20 protein-coding genes are annotated in these 19,607 nt (G+C 52.8%); 10 read left to right on the top strand and 10 right to left on the bottom strand.

The genetic code is table 11. The annotated features are described in order from the left end of the window. Positions 1-9: 9 nt before the first annotated feature. The 8 genes from Q0339_RS01250 to Q0339_RS01215 all read right to left on the bottom strand — a co-directional run bounded on the left by Q0339_RS01250 (position 10) and on the right by Q0339_RS01215 (position 8,572). Positions 10-954: an HD domain-containing protein gene (locus Q0339_RS01250; RefSeq protein ID WP_291428563.1), complete on the bottom strand. Its 945-nt coding sequence runs from the start codon at positions 952-954 to the stop codon at positions 10-12. Continuing rightward, on the bottom strand, positions 951-3,770 hold the full coding sequence (locus Q0339_RS01245; RefSeq protein ID WP_298076956.1) for an AAA family ATPase: 2,820 nt from the start codon (positions 3,768-3,770) through the stop codon (positions 951-953). Before Q0339_RS01245 ends, Q0339_RS01250 begins: the two co-directional genes overlap by 4 nt. Then, the gene (locus Q0339_RS01240; RefSeq protein WP_298076955.1) at positions 3,760-5,040 is read right to left on the bottom strand and encodes a DNA repair exonuclease; all 1,281 of its coding nucleotides are present in this window, start codon (positions 5,038-5,040) and stop codon (positions 3,760-3,762) included. Before Q0339_RS01240 ends, Q0339_RS01245 begins: the two co-directional genes overlap by 11 nt. A gap of 138 nt (positions 5,041-5,178) precedes the next feature. Beyond that, the gene (locus Q0339_RS01235; RefSeq protein ID WP_070755688.1) at positions 5,179-5,532 is read right to left on the bottom strand and encodes a YlbF family regulator; all 354 of its coding nucleotides are present in this window, start codon (positions 5,530-5,532) and stop codon (positions 5,179-5,181) included. Positions 5,533-5,616: 84 nt separating this feature from the next. Then, a complete protein-coding gene (locus Q0339_RS01230) occupies positions 5,617-6,474 on the bottom strand; it encodes a RecX family transcriptional regulator (RefSeq protein ID WP_298076953.1) in 858 nt (285 codons plus the stop codon). A gap of 56 nt (positions 6,475-6,530) precedes the next feature. Continuing rightward, a complete protein-coding gene (locus Q0339_RS01225; RefSeq protein ID WP_291432050.1) occupies positions 6,531-6,794 on the bottom strand; it encodes a hypothetical protein in 264 nt (87 codons plus the stop codon). A 138-nt stretch (positions 6,795-6,932) separates the two neighbouring features. Continuing rightward, the gene (gene sdaAA, locus Q0339_RS01220; RefSeq protein ID WP_298076959.1) at positions 6,933-7,817 is read right to left on the bottom strand and encodes an L-serine ammonia-lyase, iron-sulfur-dependent, subunit alpha; all 885 of its coding nucleotides are present in this window, start codon (positions 7,815-7,817) and stop codon (positions 6,933-6,935) included. 41 nt (positions 7,818-7,858) lie between these two features. Next, positions 7,859-8,572 carry a serine dehydratase beta chain gene (locus Q0339_RS01215; protein WP_298076952.1) on the bottom strand — a complete coding sequence of 238 codons (714 nt, stop codon included), beginning with the start codon at positions 8,570-8,572 and terminating at the stop codon, positions 7,859-7,861. Between the two features lie 184 nt (positions 8,573-8,756). On the opposite strand from Q0339_RS01215, the gene Q0339_RS01210 reads away from it, so the two are divergent. From Q0339_RS01210 to efp, 8 genes are all read left to right on the top strand, one after another. Then, positions 8,757-9,527: a threonine/serine exporter family protein gene (locus Q0339_RS01210; protein WP_298076950.1), complete on the top strand. Its 771-nt coding sequence runs from the start codon at positions 8,757-8,759 to the stop codon at positions 9,525-9,527. Continuing rightward, complete coding sequence (locus tag Q0339_RS01205) at positions 9,524-10,006, top strand: threonine/serine exporter family protein (RefSeq protein ID WP_298076948.1); 483 nt, start codon at positions 9,524-9,526, stop codon at positions 10,004-10,006. Before Q0339_RS01210 ends, Q0339_RS01205 begins: the two co-directional genes overlap by 4 nt. After that, positions 9,999-10,244 carry a DUF1858 domain-containing protein gene (locus tag Q0339_RS01200; protein WP_298076947.1) on the top strand — a complete coding sequence of 82 codons (246 nt, stop codon included), beginning with the start codon at positions 9,999-10,001 and terminating at the stop codon, positions 10,242-10,244. The genes Q0339_RS01205 and Q0339_RS01200 overlap by 8 nt, the downstream gene beginning before the upstream one ends. Then, on the top strand, positions 10,234-11,763 hold the full coding sequence (locus Q0339_RS01195; protein WP_298076946.1) for a DUF438 domain-containing protein: 1,530 nt from the start codon (positions 10,234-10,236) through the stop codon (positions 11,761-11,763). Before Q0339_RS01200 ends, Q0339_RS01195 begins: the two co-directional genes overlap by 11 nt. 244 nt (positions 11,764-12,007) lie before the next feature. After that, positions 12,008-12,493 carry a glutathione peroxidase gene (locus Q0339_RS01190; RefSeq protein WP_298076945.1) on the top strand — a complete coding sequence of 162 codons (486 nt, stop codon included), beginning with the start codon at positions 12,008-12,010 and terminating at the stop codon, positions 12,491-12,493. Between the two features lie 180 nt (positions 12,494-12,673). Continuing rightward, the gene (locus Q0339_RS01185; protein WP_298076943.1) at positions 12,674-13,360 is read left to right on the top strand and encodes a YjjG family noncanonical pyrimidine nucleotidase; all 687 of its coding nucleotides are present in this window, start codon (positions 12,674-12,676) and stop codon (positions 13,358-13,360) included. 421 nt (positions 13,361-13,781) lie between these two features. Beyond that, positions 13,782-13,934, top strand: a complete 153-nt coding sequence (locus tag Q0339_RS01180) for a hypothetical protein (protein ID WP_023391822.1) — start codon at positions 13,782-13,784, stop codon at positions 13,932-13,934. A 100-nt stretch (positions 13,935-14,034) separates the two neighbouring features. Next, complete coding sequence (gene efp, locus Q0339_RS01175) at positions 14,035-14,598, top strand: elongation factor P (protein ID WP_298076941.1); 564 nt, start codon at positions 14,035-14,037, stop codon at positions 14,596-14,598. Between the two features lie 70 nt (positions 14,599-14,668). Here the strand turns inward: efp and Q0339_RS01170 are convergent, their stop codons facing one another. Then, complete coding sequence (locus tag Q0339_RS01170) at positions 14,669-14,866, bottom strand: hypothetical protein (RefSeq protein WP_298076940.1); 198 nt, start codon at positions 14,864-14,866, stop codon at positions 14,669-14,671. A gap of 163 nt (positions 14,867-15,029) precedes the next feature. Beyond that, the gene (locus Q0339_RS01165) at positions 15,030-15,965 is read right to left on the bottom strand and encodes a LysR family transcriptional regulator (RefSeq protein ID WP_298076939.1); all 936 of its coding nucleotides are present in this window, start codon (positions 15,963-15,965) and stop codon (positions 15,030-15,032) included. Between the two features lie 128 nt (positions 15,966-16,093). Here Q0339_RS01165 and metE point away from each other — a divergent pair, with 128 nt between their 5' ends. Next, on the top strand, positions 16,094-18,346 hold the full coding sequence (metE, locus tag Q0339_RS01160; protein ID WP_298076938.1) for a 5-methyltetrahydropteroyltriglutamate--homocysteine S-methyltransferase: 2,253 nt from the start codon (positions 16,094-16,096) through the stop codon (positions 18,344-18,346). A 5-nt stretch (positions 18,347-18,351) separates the two neighbouring features. Then, positions 18,352-19,218 (top strand): methylenetetrahydrofolate reductase [NAD(P)H], encoded by an 867-nt coding sequence (gene metF, locus Q0339_RS01155; protein ID WP_291429516.1) that lies wholly within the window; start codon positions 18,352-18,354, stop codon positions 19,216-19,218. Positions 19,219-19,607 lie beyond the last annotated feature (389 nt).

The raw sequence follows: 19,607 nt of genomic DNA, 5'->3' as shown, positions 1-19,607 counted from the left end.
TAAGCTCCTTTATTTAAACGTAGGTTTGTAGAATTGACGTCGGTCTAGCGGATAGATGGCCTCGGAGAAATTACCGGGCTCGACCTTGGCTAAGGCCGTCGCGATCATATTGAAGGTGGCATCCATATTGTCAATGTGATGGATGAGCTCGGCTTCTAGCAACTGAGGCGCCACCGGGCTACCGTACTCTAACTTGCCATGGTGGGCTAGGACTACGTGCTTGAGCAGGAGCACTGGCTCAGAATCTGGGTCAAAGCCCAGTTCGGCACAGGCCCGGTCAATCAACTCGTCCACAATGACGATATGGCCCATCATCTTACCCTTGAGGGTGTACTCGGTGGCAATGGCTCCGGACAACTCGATGGTTTTACCCATATCATGCAGGATAATGCCGCCTAAGAGCAGGCTGGCATTGACCTCTGGATAAATCTTAAGCAGCGCCCGTCCTACCTGCAACATGGAAATGGTGTGGTAGCTGAGGCCACCCGCTAGGGCGTGGTGGTTGCGCTTGGCTGCTGGATAGGAGAAGAAATCCTCCTTGGCATAGTTGAGAATCTTACGCACGATGCGGGCAATATGGGACTCGTGAATCTCCAGCAAAGCCTCATTGAGGACTTCCTCCAGGGTTTCCTTCTTAATCCCGATGTGTTCCACATAGAGGGTCGGATCATCTGGCTCGCCTGCATCGGCTAGGCGCAAGCTCTGAATCTTAATCTGCGGGGTCCCATTATAGGTGTCCCGCTCGCCCTTGAGGAAGACCACCTTGCCAGCTTGATAGCGGGCAATCTCTTCCTCGGTGGCCGACCAGTACATGCCGTCCATGCTGCCAGAACGGTCCTGGAAGCGGAAGGCGATGAAGGGATTACCATTACGGGCTACCCGGATGTCGGCGGATTTAATGAGGACGAAGAGCGCGAAGCTCTCGCCATGTTTGAGGTCTAATAATTGGGTCATGCCGGTTCCTCCTCTGCTTGAGTCACTTGAATGGCGTCCAAGTTCACAGACCTTGCCCCGTCGAAGAAATGAACGGCTTGTTGGTCAAAGGTGAAGAAGAGGACTTGAATACGTTCCGAAATTTGGCCTAGGACTTGGTACATGCTGGCCTTGCGATACTCGTCGAAGTTGACGAAGGCATCGTCAATCAGGATTGGCATCTTAACCATGGTCCGGACATTCTCAATGAAGGCAATCCGCAGGGCCACATAGAGTTGTTCCAGGGTCCCTTGGGATAGTTCATGCGGTTCAAAGTAGATGTCAGAGAACTGACGCACCTTGATGCCGTCTTTTTGGAGCTTGATTTGGGTGTAACGGCCGTAGCTTAGGGTCTCGAAGAGTTCATCGGCTAGGCGGTTCATCTCAGGCAGCGGATTGTCCAGCCCATGACGTAGGGTAGCATAGATTAATTCCATGGCAATCCGCTTGCGACCCCAAAGGGCCACCATATCCCGAACTTGGGTCTCCTTGTTGGCCAAGGCTTGGACCTTTTCTTGGTAGGTGCCGTCTTGTTCCAGGTGGTGGATCTCCACTTCCAGGTCGGCCCGTTCGCGGTGATGCGGCACCAGGCGTTCCTTGAGGGTCTCCAACTGGTGTTCCAGACGGTGGAAGTTCTCCAGCAGGCTTTGCTTGTTCTGCACCTGGGTCAGAGCTTCTTCATAGCCTTCCATTTGCTCAGCGTAAAGTGCCCGCTTGGCGGTCAATTCTTCGATTAACTGGTTGGTTTCGACCTTTTGGAAGAAGTCCAGTTCATCTTGGGCATGGGTGTCCTTGAAGACTTGGCCAATCATGGCTTGACGCTCGGCGATGGCATCTTCTTGAGCCTTCATTTGTTGAGCTGCTTCGTCTAAGCGGTCATCAATGACTTGGCCCCGCTCCATGGTCCGCACTAGGCTAACTTCCACATCTTCAACATGGCGAATTTGCTGACGAACCGAATCGTCCACCAATGGGAAACGTTCAAAGAGAGGTTGCAAGAGGCTGCGCCACTCGGTTAATTGTTGGGTCAGCTTATCCTTCTGAGCTTCCAAATCTTTCTTCTGATTTTCAGCGGCGAAGTATTGCTTAACGGGGTTGGCCTTGAGGATGAGCTCAGGGTCGGCCGTTGGGTAGAAGCCCATGGCAGCCAACCAGCGGGATTGCTTGCTGGCTAAGTTCTTAAGCTCGGCTTCAATGGCCTCGATGGCTTCCTCACGTTGGTTAATCTGAGTACCCAAGACCTTGCTTTGTTCCAGGTATTGAATTTCCTTCTCGCGCAGGTCCTGAATCTTGTTGAGGACTGGGCTGTTATAGAAGGCCTGGTAGCGACGACGGTTGGATTGGAAGATATAACCAATACTGAGGACCCCGACCACCAGGATCAGTACCCCTAACCAAAAGAGCAGGTTGGCGCCCTGGGTCATGTTCTGATAGAAGGCCAGGAAGAGCCCGCCGGCAAAGGCCAGAATGCCAGGGAAATACTGGTTGAGGCTGGTTGCCTGCATGAGTTGGGCTTCTTCATTCATGCGTTGGTGTTCTAGGTGAACCACCTGTTGGCGCACAATGGCCGTATAGTTTTGTTGTTCCTTGCGTTGTTCCAAGTAGACCTTGCGCTCGGCCTTGAGGGCTTCTTCCTGCTTGAGCAAGTCTAGCTTGTCAGCTTGGAGGGCTAACCCCTCTTCCAGCTTGGCGTCATAGGCAGGCCCTTGTTCAACCTTTTCTGGGAAGAACTGGCCTTGGTGGGCCAACTGGGTCATAAGCTCGCCCTGCTCTTGGATGCGGGCGGTCAACTGTTCAATGACGGTCTGGGTTTCCTTGGCCTTGGCGGTCTCGACTAGCCATTTCTGGCGATCTTCCGCGTGGTTACGGGCCCAGTTGAGCTTGGTCAAGCTGCCTAGCTCGCCCTTGAGGTTGCGAATCCGCTCTTCCAATTGGACGATTTGGATTTCGCTGGCCTGGTTGAGCTTGAGGGCATCGGAAATCTCCCGCACGGTCTGTTCAGACAGGGGCGTGAAGACTAGCTGCTCCAGCTCCCGCTTGGCAGCCCGGTCCTTGAGGTAGATGTCATAGAGGCCCACTAATTTGTCTTGGGCCCGGATTTCTTTCTCTAGGTCCTTGATTTCTTGGTTGAGGCGGGCAATGGCTTCTTCCTCTTCCTGGCGGCGTCGGGTCAGCTCATCATAGGCGCCCATCTGCAGATGCAGGACTTCCACTTGTTGGGCTAGTTCTTCATACTCGGCTAGGAGCACATTAAGAGGCCGGCTCTGGCCATTTGGCCGGTAGAGGTCATCGGTCTCCTTCTGATACTGCTTGGCAATCTTGAGGAATTGGTCGCTCCCCACGGTCCCGATACTCATAAAGTAATCATTAAGTTGGTCGGCCCCGATATTGGCCAGCTCCTGCAGGTTCTGCAGGCTGAAGGCATAGAAGTTATCGAAGAGCTTCTCGTCCAAGCCCCCCAAGACCTCATCCAAGGTCTTAGCTGGCAACTCTTCCCCATCGGTCCGCGTCACCCGCAGGGTCTTGCTGGTCCGCTCCACCCAAATATCACCGAAATCAGTCTCGGTCAGGAGCATGCGGCCCCCATAGGTCTCATGTTGCTTAGGTTCATAGCGGTTCTGCTGGTTGACCCGGCGCCGACGGCTTGGGAAACCAAAGAGCATGCTGCGGATAAAGGATTGCAGGGTGGACTTACCGGCCTCATTCTTACCATAGAAGAGTTGGAGTTGGTCGCCCAATTCGAATTTCTGGTTGACCCATTTGCCGTAGCCATAAATCTCCAGTGTCTTAATCTTCATGAGCCGTCCCCTCCTCTCCGGAAGTCAGGTCCTCGTCGTCAGCCTCAAAGCCCACAGCTTGGACTACCAGCTGCTGGCCATTGTGAATGACCGAGTCCTTGAGCTCTTGGTCTTGGCTCAGATCGCCCAACCAGGTTCTGAGGGTGGCATTGCTGAAGAGGGGCTGCATAACCCGACCATAGAGGTCACCCGTCTTCAAGGCCTGGCTAGCCTGGTCAAAGCTGTCCTTGAGGCTGGCATCGTATTGGAAAGGCTCGATGGCCACTTGGCTGACCGTTTGCAGGCTGACCAGGGCTACAAATGGCGTGTTGACTACATCCGCTTGTAGGGCTGCCAGTACCTCACCCGATTCTACCTGGCTGGCCAAGTTAGCCGGCAACTTCTCATAGTGGTCCAAGACCACGGTCACCAGTTGGGACTGGTTAGAAGCTTCTGCCTCGGCTTGATAATTACGTTGGATGCCTTCCAGGGCTTGGACTAAGTCTAGTTCATGCCAGTTAGAGCGACATTCCAGATGGGCTTCCTGCCAGACAATAGGTGCCAGGGAAATAAACTGGGACTTGGCCGGCGTCTGTGGCTTAAGTTCTACGATGAAGGCCCCCTTGTCGCCTAATTCCTTGCGGTGGCGACCCTGGATAGTGCCAGGATACTGAATCAGAGGCTGTTCCTTGAGGACTTGAGCCTGATGAATATGACCCAGAGCCCAGTAGTCGTAGTGCTTGCTCAAGAGGCTTTCCAAATCAAAGGGCGCATAGTGATCGCCCGATTCTTGGCCGTGCAAGACCCCAATCGTGTAGGTGGTCTCATGCGGGTTGACCGGATAGCTGTCAATCATGCGGGCATCTACCCAACGTTTGGTATAGGAGAAGCCATAGCAACGCACGGTCTGGTCGTCAGCAAGGGGGATATCGATAGCAGTCACTTCTTGGTCTTTGAAGAGGTGAACATTATCGGGATATGGGACCGACTGACACTCCATGCGTAGGTAGTCGTGATTACCGTGGCAGAGGACCACAGGAATCTTAGCAATATGAAGACGTTCTAATTGCTTAAGGAAGAAATGCTGGGCCGTTACCGTCTGTTGCTCGGTGTCATAGATGTCACCGGCAATGACCATAAGGTCGACCGCTTGGTTAATGGCAATCGAGACACAACGCTCGAAGGCCTGGTAAGGAGATTGAATAAGGTGTTTTTGTAATGAGTGCAATTGCTTGGTGAGCCCAGTAAAGGGACTATCGAGATGTAAATCTGCAATATGTAATAATTTCATCAAATTCTCCTTTCTTTAGGGATAGGTGGACTGAACATCACAGGGTCAAGCGGGGCAGTCCCACCCCTTGACACAAAAACAACTGGGAGCCGTCACCCTCAGGTGAGGCTGGGGCTTCCAGTTGGTGCCAGCCTATGCTTAGGCTTGTTGTTGATAGATTTCTTGTAAAGGCTTGGTGATGATGTTGTTGAGGTCGCGAATGATTTGATCCATACGGCGCTCGGCCTCAATCAAGCCTCTAATGTGATCATCTGCCATGATGCCCTTGGACAGTTCATCAATCTGCTTCATTTCTTCTTCGCCAATTGGATGGCCTTGAGCCTCACGCAGGCTGAGTTCTTGAACTTGCTTCTTGTAGCCTTCAAATAAGGTCTTAGAAGTTTCATCTGCTTCAATCCCTGCTAGGGCTTGACGAATAGCGGCCACTTCTGGCAACTGACGAATTTCACGTTCTAATTGATTGGCTGTATCGTAGACATTTTGGTTAGACATGCGTCTATCTCCCTTCAAATTTCTTCATTCTTAGTGTATCACATCCAAGCCAAGCTCGGCTATTAATACTTTATTACTATTGAATTAAATCGGTTCTTCCCAGTCCTGGGCATCCAACCACTGATTGACCAAATCCAGGTCAAAGCCCTTGCGGTAGAGAGACTCCTTAATCTTAAGGATTAAGGCCTTACCCTCATGGCGTCGGCTCAGTTGGCGACGGGCCTTACTGGCCGCTTGGTCAACTAAGTCTGCTTCATGGTCCAAGTCGGCCTCTGGCTGACAATCTTCCAAGTAAGGCTGAATCATAGCCAAGCTATAGCCCTTGGTCAAGAGATGCTCCTGGACCTTGCGCTTAAGCTGGCCAGCCGGCAAGCGGCGATGGGACTTGTAGAACTTTTCAATTAAGGTTTGGATATTTTCCTCCAGCAAATCCAGCTCATAGGCTTCCAAGGCCTGGGCAACCTGACTGGCTGTCAGGCCCTTGTCTTGGAGCTTACGACCGATCAGCTGGGGCCCCTTGCGCCCTACCCGGGCCTCGGTCAGGACCAGGCTACGCCCGTAGAGGGCATCATCCAGGTAACCCTGGCTGACTAGCCGGCCAATGACCCGACCCAAATAAGGTTCTAATTCCGCTAGAAAATCTTCCTTGGCTTCCAGGCTATCCAGGTCCGCTTGCTTGAGGGCCTGGGCCTTGAGATAGTCATAGACCTCACCACTGGACTTAAGGGCCCGCGACAAGTGCTTGATGGCCCTGAGATAGAGGGACTCTTCCTGCTCATAGTCGCGAATGGTCTGACACTCTTCCGGGGTCAGGGTCTGGCCCTTGGCCAGGTTGAACTTGATCAAGGTGCCCTCGGACACGCCCAGCCAGAAGCTGTCGTCCAGATAGACCGAGTAACGACTCTTGTCCTTCTTCTGTACTTCAATCCGGCTTACGCGCATGGGGCACCTCCTGGTCAAGTTGCTGGTATAGGCTGAGCTAGGCTAAAGTCGCCTGACTATTGGCCGACCGTGTAGCGATAGGCCAAGCCAGCTGGATTTTCCTTCACGAAGGACACCAACAAGCTAGCAGCCTGGTCGCCACTAGGCGCCAAGGTCTCAACTAATTGTTTAGCTTGAAAGGCAAAGCGTTCCGCCGCCTCAGCTGATTCACAGTAGATGAAGTAGCTAGCTTGATCAGCAAGGCTTAGTTCAAAGACCAGGTCGTTCTTAGCAATTAAGCTACCTTGTGCAAATGTTAAAACAGTTTCTTGATTATTCATGAGTTTATCCCTCACCTATTCTTAGAATGCCATACAGTCAGCGAGTGACGATGGGTCTTGCAAATGGTCTTGCTAAATGGTCTTACATTGCCCCAAAGGGCTATAGGTTACTAGAGGGGACAGCCATAGGCTCATAACCTAGGTGACTTCACGCCCAAAGATCCGCATCTTAATTCGATTCCCGGTCGGGGTATCGGCTAATCCCCCTAACCCTGTCTCACGAAGTTCGCGCGGCATGTTGCGACCCACCTTGTACATGGCTTCAATGACCTCATCGGCAGGAATTTGATTTTCAATTCCGGCCAGGGCCATATCAGCACAAATCAAGGCGTTGGTTGAACCGACCGTGTTGCGCTTAACGCAAGGCACTTCCACCAAACCTGCCACCGGGTCACAAACCAGACCTAGCAGGTTACCTAAGGACATAGCGAAGGCATGGGCTGACTGGGCCGGACTGCCGCCCATAATGGCCACAGCCGCGGCCGCCGCCATAGCGGAAGCCGACCCTACCTCAGCCTGACAGCCACCCGCTGCCCCTGAAATAAAGGCATTGTTGGCCGTCACCATGCCGAAGAGGGCTGCCACGAAGAGGAAGTTAAGCTTGTCTTCCTTGGACAGCTTGTACTGTTCATGGATGGCAAAGAGCACTCCCGGCAAGGTCCCGCTGGCACCTGCCGTCGGGGTGGCACAGACCACACCCATGGCAGCATTGACCTCGTTGGTAGCCAAGGCCGCTTCCACCCCTACCAGGGTCATTTGCCCTGAGAGGGTTTTGCCTGCCTGGCGGTACTTGCGCATCTTGACGGCATTGCCGCCCGTTAAGCCGGTTGGTGAGAAGACGCCTTCTCCGGTAATCCCTCGCTGGTAGGCATTTTCCATAGCTAAGAGGGCATCCGACATCTTATGGAGGACGGCTTCCCGGCTGGTCCGGTTAATCCGCATCTCCTGTTCAATCATGATCTCAGCCAGGGACAGGCCCGTCTCTTGGGCGTAGTCCACAATGGCTTCAATCGATTCAAAAATTCCCATTTCTTTACCTCAACAATCGATAGTTGTCGACACAACTAGAGTAGAATTAAAGACTCCACATGGTCCATTTCTTCCATGGCATAGTAGAGACTCTGTGGAAAGTGGTGCTGGATCTCGAAATAAGACAGGTAACGTCCTTGGGCAGCCTGGCTCAAGGTCTGCGTGACCACAATGCCTTCGGCCGCAAAGCGCGCCAAGAAGCTAGCCTCCGTCTCCGGCCGGTCACTGATTAGGAGCAAGGCCGGCAAATAGCCTGTCGGCTCAATCAAGAAGCCCCCCAGCTCAATCAGGCGTAACTCCACCTTACCGCCGCCCACCGAAACCCCGACTAGGCGAGAAGTCTTGTGGTCATTGATTAAGGTAATGTCAGCCGTATTGGGATGGTCATAAGGACTTGGCCCCTCCATCTCGATAAATTGCACCTTCATGCCCTGGTTGCGGGCGATGTCCACTGAGTTGGGAACCCGATGGTCGTCATAAGAAAAGCCCAAAACGCCAGCGATGGTCGCAAAATCCGTTCCGTGTCCCAGATGCGTCTCCGCAAAGGACTCGTAGTAGCGGACGATAATCTCGGTTGGGCGGTCACGGAAAATCTTCTGGGCCGCTCTCCCGATATTAATGGCGCCAGCCGTATGTGAAGAAGACGGTCCTACCATGACAGGTCCAATCACGTCAAAACAGCTAGAATAGCTGGTATTTTTTGCTTGAATCTTGGCTTCCTGGCTCATGCTAGCACCGCTCCTCTCCATATGGCTTTGTCATCTCCTTATTATACACCCTCAGGCCCCTATTTTTCTAGCAAAAGCACTCAATTTTTCTGGCTTTTTTTAAGAAAATCTGGCGGCAAAAAACTGGCCCCCAGCAACTAGCCGGACTGGGCACATTGGTGTATAATCAATAGGGTATAGACATGTCAAGAAAGGGAGACCACGCGTGAAACAAGAATATAAGAAAATTGCCGAAGTCGCCGTCCTGGCCGGCCGCATCATGCTGGAAAGTCAGGCCGAGAGTTATCGGATTGAAGACACGGTCGAGCGCATCCTCAAGACCAGCCAATGCCAGACCACCGAAGTCTTCGCTAATACCACCGGCCTCTTCGTCACCTTAGACGACCCCAGCATCGAGCCCATTACCATCGTCCGCCGCATCAAGCACCGCGGCACCCACCTGCGTAAGATTCACCATGTTAACAATATTTCCCGCCAGCTGACCAAGGGCGAGATTAGCCTAGAAGAGGCCCGGGTCCGCCTGGAAAAGGTCGACGTCTCCGAGTACACCCTCTTCCACTTCGACCTGGCTGTCTTCTTCCTGGTGGTTTCCTTCGCTGTCCTCTTAGGCGGCTCCATCTGGGATATTGCCGTGTCGGGCCTGGCCGCCCTGCTGGTTATTTTTGGTTACTGGCTCCAAGGCAAGCTGGCCATGAATGCCCTCATGACCGGGACGGTCTCCACCTTCTTCCTGGGGGCTGTCATGCCCTTCGTCTTGCTGGGAGTGCCCCAGCCCCATAATCTGGATATTATCATTATTTCCGCCCTCATGCCCCTCTTCCCCGGCACTGCCTTCACCAACGGGATTCGGGACACCCTTAAGGGCGATTATGTCTCCGGCCTGGCCAAGATTGCGGAAGCCTTGGTCATCGCCGTTAGCTTAGGGCTGGGTGTCGCCCTAGGACTCTTTGTATCGAATGGAGTGTTGAGCCTATGACCTGGATGTCCCTCTTTTCTCTATGCTTCCAAACAGCCGGGGCCTATGTGGCCACCATTACGGCTGCCATCATGGTGGAAATTCCCCGCTCCCTCCTCTTCAAATGTGGTTGGGTGGGCGCCCTGGGCTATCTAGTCTACCTCTTGGTCATGCCCGGCCACGGACCGGCCGTCGCCACCTTAGTTGCTGGCATCGGCATTGCCATTCTGTCCCAACTCTTCGCCCGCAGCTTCCGGGCGCCGGTCACCATGTTCTACATTCCTGGCTTCTTCCCCTTAGTACCGGGGATCGGCGTCTACCGGACGGCCTTTTACTATATCAACGACAATCCGGCCCAAGCCAGCCACTACCTACTGCAATCCGCCCTGATTGCTGGGGCCATTGCCCTGTCTATTTTCCTAGTGGATTCCTGCCTGGAAATCTACCACCATCTGCGCAACCAAGCCAATGCCAAGCGAAAGGAGCAATCCCATGGATAATTGGATCGACCTCAGCCTACCGGTCGCTTCGACCCTCAAGGCCCATCCCGAAGTCAAAGAACTTCTCATTGACCTGGGCTTCAAGCCCCTAGGCAATCCCGTCATGCTCAAGACCGTGGGCGCGGTGACCAGCCTGGAACGGGGCGCCAGCCTGATTGGCCTGGATCTGCAGGTCCTTATTCAGGAGCTCCACCACAATGGCTACCTGGTCAAAGGAGTGGATGACCATGACCAATAGCAGTCGCGACCAACGCATTCAAGTCCTCAAGGACATCCTGCTCCGCCTCCACCATGGGGCCAGCCCCGACAGTGTGGAGGCCGACTTCCAGGCCCATTTTAGCGATGTGTCGCCTATCGAAGTCTCCCTGATGGAACACGAACTCATGAATGGCGACCACGGCGTGGGCTTCGAAGACGTTATGAAGCTCTGTACCGTCCACGCCAAGGTCATGGCCGCCGGCGTCCAGGGCAAAGAAGTGCCCGACAGCCAGCAAGAAGGCCATCCCGTCTGGATCTTCAAGCAAGAAAACCTCGCCCTACAAGCGGGCCTGCACCGAATTCAACGCCTGCTGGATGCCCTGGAGTCTGCGGAAAGCCAGGGCCAGGACTTAGATCCTGGTCTCCTGCGCGGCCTGACCCGCCAGTACCAGCTACTGGACCAATTCCAACGCCACTACCGCCGCAAGGAAGAACTCTTCTTCCCCATCATGGAGTCCTACGGCCACGACGCACCGCCTAAGGTCATGTGGGGCGTGGATGACCAGATACGAGATTTATTTGGCCTGGCTAAGGACGCATTGAAAGGCCTGGTCGACCAGACTGGGGACGCCTCCGTGGCCCAAGTCCTGACCACTTACCAAGCCTTCGTCCAGGAATTCAAGGACATGATCTTCAAGGAAGAAGCCATCCTGATTCCTCTCTTGCTGTCCCTCTTCAGCGAGGACGACTGGCTGGCCATCGCCAAGGACAGCCCCGAGTTCGGCTATGCTATTATCCAGCCGGACAAGGAGTGGGTGCCAAGCCGGGTGAAGTTTGGAGAGCAAGGGGAAAGTGAGGAGCTGGCTGGAGCTGGACGTGGGGCTCAGGCTCAAAACGAGGGGCCGGCAGAAGCCTCTGCTGACGCTCCGGTAAGTGCCGGCCAAGGTGACCAAGGCAGCAACCAGGCTGGTGGACCAGCTGCTGACCTGGCCGCTGGCTCAGCTACTAAGCCGGTCGCCAACTCTGCCGCTGACTCGATTAGTGACTCAGCCTCCAACTCAGCTACTGGCTCAGCCTCTAGGTCTGCCTCTGCCCCAACTACTAGCCCGGCGCCCAACCCCGAGGCCGACCTACCCTTTGGCGGCGGCTATCTCAGCCTCAAGGAAGCCAACCTCATTCTCAACCACCTGCCCTTTGAGATTACCTTTATCGACAAAAACGACCTCTTCAAATACTTCAACACTTCCCTGGCTATCGAGAACAAACTCTTTCCACGAGTGCCCAGTGCTATCGGCCGCCACGTCAAAATGTGCCACCCGCCCCGCAGCTTAGACATGGTCATGACCCTGATTGACGACCTCAAGCACAAGCGCCGGACCAGCGAATCCATGTGGTTCCACCGCTCGGACGGCCGCTTCGCCTATGTGACCTATATCGGCGTCTTCGATGACCAGGACCAATACATGGGTGTCCTGGAATATGTCCACGACATCGCCCCCCTGCTGGATTTGGGTCCAGACAAACGGGGGCTGGCGCCTTTGGAAGGTGACGGGGAGTAGGAAAAGGGCTTAAGGGCTGAGCTATAAAGTGGATAGCCGACTCAAGACGCTCACTATGTCATGATAAGCCTAACCAACTCAAGGCTCTCAGCCAAAACAGGCCTAGGCCGCTCGCTATGACAGGTCGCCTCGACTCAAGCCACTTGCTGTAACACAAGTCACTAACTCGAGGCCTTCACTATGGCCCCAGCCCCCGACTCAAGCCCCACCCAAGACACAAACCACCAACTTAAGGAGCTCACTCATGACACAAGTAACGGACTTTAGCGTGATGGCCCAAGACGGCCAACCCTTTGCCCTGGAAGCCTACCGCGGCCAGGTGCTCTTAATTGTCAACACGGCCACCGGCTGCGGCTTCACGCCCCAATACCAAGGCCTGCAAGCCCTCTACGACCGCTATCGCGACCAAGGCTTCGCCGTCTTAGACTTTCCTTGCAACCAATTCAAGGGCCAAGCCCCTGGCACGGCCCAGGAAATCAATGACTTCTGTAGCCTCAACTTCCAGACCACTTTCCCTCGCTTCGCCAAAATAGAAGTTAACGGCGACCAAACCGACCCCCTCTACACCTGGCTTAAGTCTCAGAAACGCGGTCGCATGGGCCGGCGCATCGAGTGGAACTTCGCCAAGTTCCTGATTGACCGCCAGGGCCAAGTAGTCAAACGCTACTTTGCCACCACCAAACCTGAACGCATTGCGCGTGATGTTGAGCGATTGCTGGGGGAGAAGTGAAGCAAATTGGGAAGGCTGACGGCTGAAAGAAATGTAAAAGCGGCTGCTAAAATAAGGCTGACAAAATACAGAAAAATAAGGTTGGCTGCTACATGAACAGTAAAAATGGCTGCTACAAGTAGAGAAAGACTGGCAGCTACTAGAAACAAGGGCTGCGACCCACTAGAAAGGATTGACCCCATGACCTATCGCTACCTCCTCTTCGACCTAGACCACACCCTGCTGGACTTTGACGCCAGTCAGGCACTAGCCCTTGAAGCCTTTTGCCAGGCCCACGACCTGGACTACAGCGACCAGATTCTGGCCGACTACCACGCCCACAGCCACCGACTCTGGCACCAGCTGGAATTGGGCCAGCTGACTCTGGACCAACTTCTAGACCGCCGCTTCAAGGAATTTTTCCGGCCCCATCTGGATCACCTGGACGGCCGCAGCCTGGATGACCAGTACCGCGACCTTTTAGTCGTCCACAACCAAATCTTTCCCGGCGCCGACAGCCTCTTGCAAGACTTGAAAAGGGCTGGCTACCAGCTGGTGGCCGCCACTAACGGCGTTTCCGACACCCAGCGCAAGCGTCTGGCACAGGTTGAATGGCTAGACCTCTTTGACCACCTGGCTATCTCAGGCGAACTTGGTCACAGCAAGCCAGACCCTGGCTTCTATCAAGCCATTTACAAGATGACTGGCGTCGGCGACACGAGCGCCTACCTCATGATTGGCGACCGACTGCAAAGCGACATGCTGGGCGCCCACCAGGCCGGCATTGACAGCCTCTGGTACAACCCGCATCAAGACGTTGCGCCGGCCGACCTGCCTCTGACCTATGTAGTTCAGGACTATGCCGGAATTAGGAATATTTTACTCTAAAAAGAAGGGGGCTGTGGCTGCCCTTCTTTGTTTCTGGACGAGCCAGTGGTCCACTCGAAAAATTGGACCACTGGCTCTTGGCTTTTGCCCGGTTTTGGGCTGTTTCCCAGGTTTCCGGCCGAGCTAGTGGTCCACTCGACGGAGTGGACCACTGGCTCCTGGCTTTTGCCCCGTTTTGGACCTTTTTCCTAGGTTTCTGGCCGAGCTAGTGGTCCACTCGACGGAGTGGACCACTAGCTCCTGGCGCTTGCCCCGTTTTGGGCTCTTTTACCTAGCTTCCTAGGCTGGCTTCCGGCCTTTTCCTAGGTTTTGGCGGCTTTCCCCTAGTTTCTACTCTACTAAAGGTTTTACTTCACAATTCACTTGAAGTATACTAGATAAAAGTCCATTTCCTCTCCCACATCAGTTAGGAGGCTAGATCATGAAGTATCTCCACCCCACCTTGCTCTGTGTTTTATTAGCGGCGGTAACCTGGGCCATTCTGGCTCACAGCGACTGTCTGCTCTGGCTCGTGGCGGCCACCCTACTTGAGGGAATTGCCTGTCTCTATTACTATGAACGGCGCAAATCCTAGCCCGCATCATTTTTTTCTTTAATTTTGCCTATAAGGTATGCTATAATAACGAAGGTATCGAGGCTCTGGCCTCAAATCAACTGACAAAAGGAGCAGTAAGATGATTAGTGTAAGTGATTTAAAAGCAGGGATGACTTTCATCCTAGACGGTAAATTGTGGCGCGTATTGGAAATTTCCCACCACAAACCAGGGAAAGGTAACACCATCATGCGGATGAAAATCCGTGACGTCCGCAACAACTCTACTGTGGACACTACCATGCGTCCAGATGAAAAGGTAGAACGTGCCCACATCGACACCAAGGACGTACAATACCTCTACAGCCAAGACAGCACTGCTTTCTTCATGGACTTAGAAACTTATGACCAATACGAAATCGCAGAAGACGCTATCGAACGCGAGTTGAAGTTCTTATTGGAAAATGCGGAAGCTAAGATCCAATTCTACGGCAGCGAAGTAATCGGGGTTCAACTCCCATCAACCGTTGTCCTCCAAGTAATCGAAACTCAACCTTCTATCAAAGGTGCAACCGTTTCTGGTTCTGGGAAACCTGCAACTATGGAAACTGGCTTAGTAGTCAACGTGCCAGACTTCATCGAAGCCGGCGAATACTTAGTCGTTAACACCGCTGAAGGTACTTACAGCGGCCGTGCTAACAAGTAAGCATAAAGAAGCCACTACCCTGAGGTAGTGGCGTTTTTTGTTGTGGCCTTATAAAAATAGTCCAGCCACCTCACCCCACATAAGGCCAGGAGCCTAGTTCTTTCTTCCCCACTTCCCAGTGACTACCTGGCCTCATGGCCAAAAGCGGGCCTAGTGCTGGCAAGGACGGCTGGCCTATGAGCGGGGCTTGGAGCCCTAGCGACTTAGCCCCGTCATAGCCAGGCAAGGCGGAAGACAGCCGCAGGCTGGCTGGAGCCGGTCCCTGCACTTGGCCCCGCCTTTTGGCTTAATGAGGCCAGGTAGTCACGCCTCGGCAGGCAGACACTAAAAAACCAGCCACCTCCCCACAAAGGGCCAGGCAGCTGGTCTTTTTTCATTATATCCAATCTATTGCCGTCAGGCGGGCACAAACTAAGTAACTAACTAGCCCCCTACTTCTCCTTATCCTCCAGGATCTCAAACCCATAACCACGGATATTGGCCCGCAGGAGGTCCAGGTATTGGCGGGTGATAGGGCTTGGCTCCACCTGTTGGGGCATGAGGTAGCCCAGGGTCATCATGTCGTCCACTTCCAGGGGAATGGCAATGATCTTGTCGTCGTTGAGCTCGCTGGAGATGATCCCTGAAGAAATAGTGTAGCCGTTGAGGCCCACCATGAGGTTGAAGATGGTGGCCCGGTCGCTGACCTTGATGTGCATTTTACGGTTAAGAGTACTCAAAATCTCTTCGGCAAAATAGAAGGAGTTCTCCTGGCCTTGCTCATAAGATAGGTAAGGATAGTCCTCTAGGTCCCGTAATCTGACCGAAGACTTCTGGGCCAGAGGATTGTCCCGGCAGACGAAGACGTGGGGCTTAGCCTTGAACAAAGGCGTGAACTTGAGCTTCTTCTCCTTGAAGAGCTTGGTCAGGACCTGGCGGTTGAACTTATTGAGATAGAGAATGCCCAGGGAACTCTTGAAGGACATGACGTCTTCTAGGATGTTCTGGGTTTCGGTCTCTCGCAGGGTGAACTGGTATTCTTCCGCATCCACCTGCTTAATCAAGTCCACAAAGGCATGGACCACGAAGGCATAGTGCTGGGCGGACACTGAAAAGGCCTGCTTGCGGACGGTGTGTTGCTTGTATTTGGCTTCCATGAGCTTGACTTGGTCTAGGATTTGGCGGGCATAAATCATGAACTCCCGGCCTTCATTGGTCAGGGAGACCCCCGACTTCTGGCGGACTAGCAGCTGCAGATCCATCTCCTGCTCTAATTCCTTAATGGCATTACTGAGGCTGGGCTGGGATAGGAAGAGGGCTTTGGCCGCTTCATTAATCGAGCCCGATTCCACGATTTTCTCAAGATATTGCAGTTGTTGGATTCGCATCATAGTCACTCCCTTGAATTACTCCAGTATATTATAACCTAAAACTATAACCGTGTATACTTTTTTTCAATTATTCAAGAGGACCGTTTCCATGATAGGATAGACTTATCAATAAGGAGGTCGATTGCATGACAACATCGATTATTGGTTTCCCACGAATCGGGGAACACCGTGAATTAAAATTTGCTACTGAAAAATACTTCCGTAAGGAAATCAGCGCTGAAGAACTTCAAGCGACTGCTAAGGAACTCCGCGCTAAACACTGGCGCCTAGCCCAAGAACGCGGCGTGGACCAAATCCCAAGTAATGACTTCTCCCTCTACGATACCTTCTTGGACACTGCTGTCCTCTTCAATATCGTACCTGAGCAAGTGCAAGCCATTGACTTGAGCGAATTGGACAAGTACTTCGCCCTAGCCCGCGGCTACCAAGGGGAAAAAGGTGACGTACGCGCCCTCCCAATGAAAAAATGGTTCAACACCAACTACCACTATATTGTACCTAAATTCGAAGCTAACACCCAAGTTAAGTTAGCCGGCCACAAGCTCTTTGACGAATTCCAAGAAGCTAAAGACTTAGGCATCCACACTCGTCCAGTCTTAGTTGGGCCATTCACCCTCTTACGTCTGGCTGAATACGCTGAAGGCGTTAACCCAGTTCAATTCATCGAGCCTTTAGTGGCAGCCTACAAGGAAGTTTTCCGTCGCTTGGCTGACTTAGGCGCGACTGACATCCAATTAGATGAGCCTGCCTTAGTTAAGGACATTTCTGAATTGGAATTGACCCTCTTCGACAAACTCTACCAAGGCCTATTAGCTGACAAGGCTGGCTTGTCCGTCCTCTTACAAACCTACTTTGGTGACGTGCGTGACGTCTACAGCCACTTGGTGCAATTACCAGTTGAAGCCATCGGTTTGGACTTCTTAGAAGGCCGCAAGACCTTAGACTTAGTCAAAGAACACGGCTTCCCAGCTGACAAAGTCCTCTACGCAGGGGTGGTTAACGGTAAGAACATCTGGCGTAACGACTACGCTAAGACCTTAGCCCTCTTGGAAGAAATTCCAGCCCAAAACGTGGTCCTATCCACTTCATGTTCCCTCCTCCACGTACCTTTCACTACGGCTAACGAAGAATTTGCGCCTGAAATCTTGGCTCACTTCGCTTTTGCCGCTGAGAAATTAGACGAGTTACGTGAATTAGATGCTATCCGTGCTGGCCAAGGGGATGAATTCTTGGCTGCTAACAAGGCCCTCTTTGCAGCAGAACGTACCGTTCGCAATGCGGAATTAGCCACTCAATTGGCTGGCTTAGATGACGCAGCCTTCACCCGCCAACCTGCTTTGGCTGAACGTGCTAAGGCTCAACACCAAGCCTTCAATTTACCAGTCTTACCTACTACGACTATCGGGAGCTTCCCACAAACTCGCGAAGTTAAGGTTAACCGTGCGACCTTCCGTCGTGGCGAGAAGACCGAAGCAGAATACACAGCCTTCATCGAAGCTGAAATCGACGAATGGATCAAATGGCAAGAAGAAATCGGCCTAGACGTGCTCGTTCACGGTGAATTCGAGCGTAACGACATGGTGGAATACTTCGGTGAGAACCTGTCCGGTTACCTCTTCTCTAAGAACGGTTGGGTACAATCCTACGGGACTCGCGGCGTGAAGCCACCAATCATCTGGGGCGACGTTAAGCGTGAACGTCCAATCACCGTTAAGTGGTCTGCTTACGCGCAAGCCCAATCTGACCTACCTGTTAAAGGTATGTTAACCGGTCCGGTTACTATCCTCAACTGGTCCTTCCCTCGTGAAGACATCACCATCAAGGAATCTACTCTCCAAATTGCATTAGCAATCCGTGAAGAAGTCCTTGACTTGGAAGCTGCCGGCATCCATATCATCCAAATCGACGAAGCGGCCCTCCGTGAGAAATTACCTTTGCGTAAGTCTGACTGGTACTCTGAATACCTAGACTGGGCCATTCCAGCCTTCCGCTTGGTTCACTCCGGCGTGGCACCAACCACTCAAATCCACACCCACATGTGCTACAGTGAATTCACTGACATCATCCCTGCTATCGAGCAATTAGATGCCGACGTGATTTCCTTCGAAGCATCCCGTTCTAACCTCCACATCTTGGACGAATTAGAACGCCAAAACTTCCAATTACAAGTAGGTCCTGGGGTTTACGACATTCACTCCCCTCGTGTCCCTTCTGTGGAAGAAATTGAACACACCATCCGCGCCATCTTGGCCAAAGTGCCAACTGAACGTGTCTGGATCAACCCAGACTGCGGTCTCAAGACGCGTGGTATTCCAGAAACTAAGGCTAGCTTGGTTAACTTAACCCAGGCTACCCGTAACATTCGAGAGGAGCTCTAACCCCTATGACACAGCCACCGGCACCCTTCCACCATCCATCCTTATCCTATGAAGTCTTCCCGCCCAACACCCAAGTTGGGGCGGAGCGACTGACCCATACTTTGAATGATTTGGCGGAACTCAAGCCGGACTTCATCAGTGTCACCTGCAGCAATCGCCAGCCTAATATTGAGGAAACCACCCTTAAGGTAGCCAATCACGTTCAGAATACCCTGCACATCCCCACCATCGCCCACCTGCCAGCTATGTACCTGAGCAAGGAGCGCGTGGCGGCTAGCTTGGATTCTCTGGACCAACTGGGCATCCGTCGGGTCCTGGCCCTACGCGGCGACATTTTGGAAGGCCTGGAGCCGGTCGGTGACTTCTCTTATGCGGAAGAGCTCATTCATTTCATTAAGGAACGCAAGCCCCATTTCGACATTACGGCGGCCTGCTATCCGGAAGTCCATCCCGACGCACCTAATGCAGTCGCGGACATCCGCTTCCTCAAGCGCAAGGTCGACGCTGGCGTTGACCGCCTGATTACCCAACTCTTCTTCGACAATGATTGCTTCTATCATTTCCAGGAAAAGTGCGCCCTGGCCAATATCGAAGTGCCAATCCTGGCGGGTATCATGCCCATCGTCAACCGCAACCAGGCCCTGCGCCTGCTGACCACCTGTGAGACCACCAAGTTGCCTCGCAAATTCAAAGCCATCCTGGACAAGTATGAGCACGAGCCTCAAGCCCTCCGGGCAGCCGGCCTAGCTTATGCCCTGGACCAAATTGTCGACCTGATCACCCAAGGCGCCGACGGGATTCACCTCTATACCATGAACCAGTCAGACACCGCCCACTATATCGCGGACGCGGCTAAGGCCTTGTTTAAGTGAAAATGAAATAGAAGAGCCAGCCCTAGGGGGCTGGCTCTTTTGACTTGTTGCCTTATGTTAGTTTTTTATGTTCAGCTTCTTCTTTTAATGCCTGAATTTCAGCGTCTAGCTTATTAGCCTTCTTCGTAAGATAAGCTAGATAAAGCGATAAAATTATTTGGACAATAAACAAGATAGTTAGGATAATTTTCATGATGATTGTCATGCGCGACCTATCACTGGAGCAATCACGCACGTATTCACCTCCAAGCTTGTGATAACACTAGTATACAACTTAAGCATTAGATTTTCCAATAGAAAGCTAACTTTATGATATGATCCTATTTATTCATCTCCATATCTGCTTATTTTTTCTTACAATTTTTTTGATGTGCTTTTAATTTCTTCAT

The sequence above is a fragment of the uncultured Abiotrophia sp. genome (assembly GCF_938010525.1).
In the GTDB taxonomy this organism is placed as follows: Bacteria; Bacillota; Bacilli; order Lactobacillales; family Aerococcaceae; genus Abiotrophia.
The sequence above is the reverse complement of the archived record's forward strand: the minus strand, read 5'-3'. Positions and strand labels throughout refer to the sequence as shown.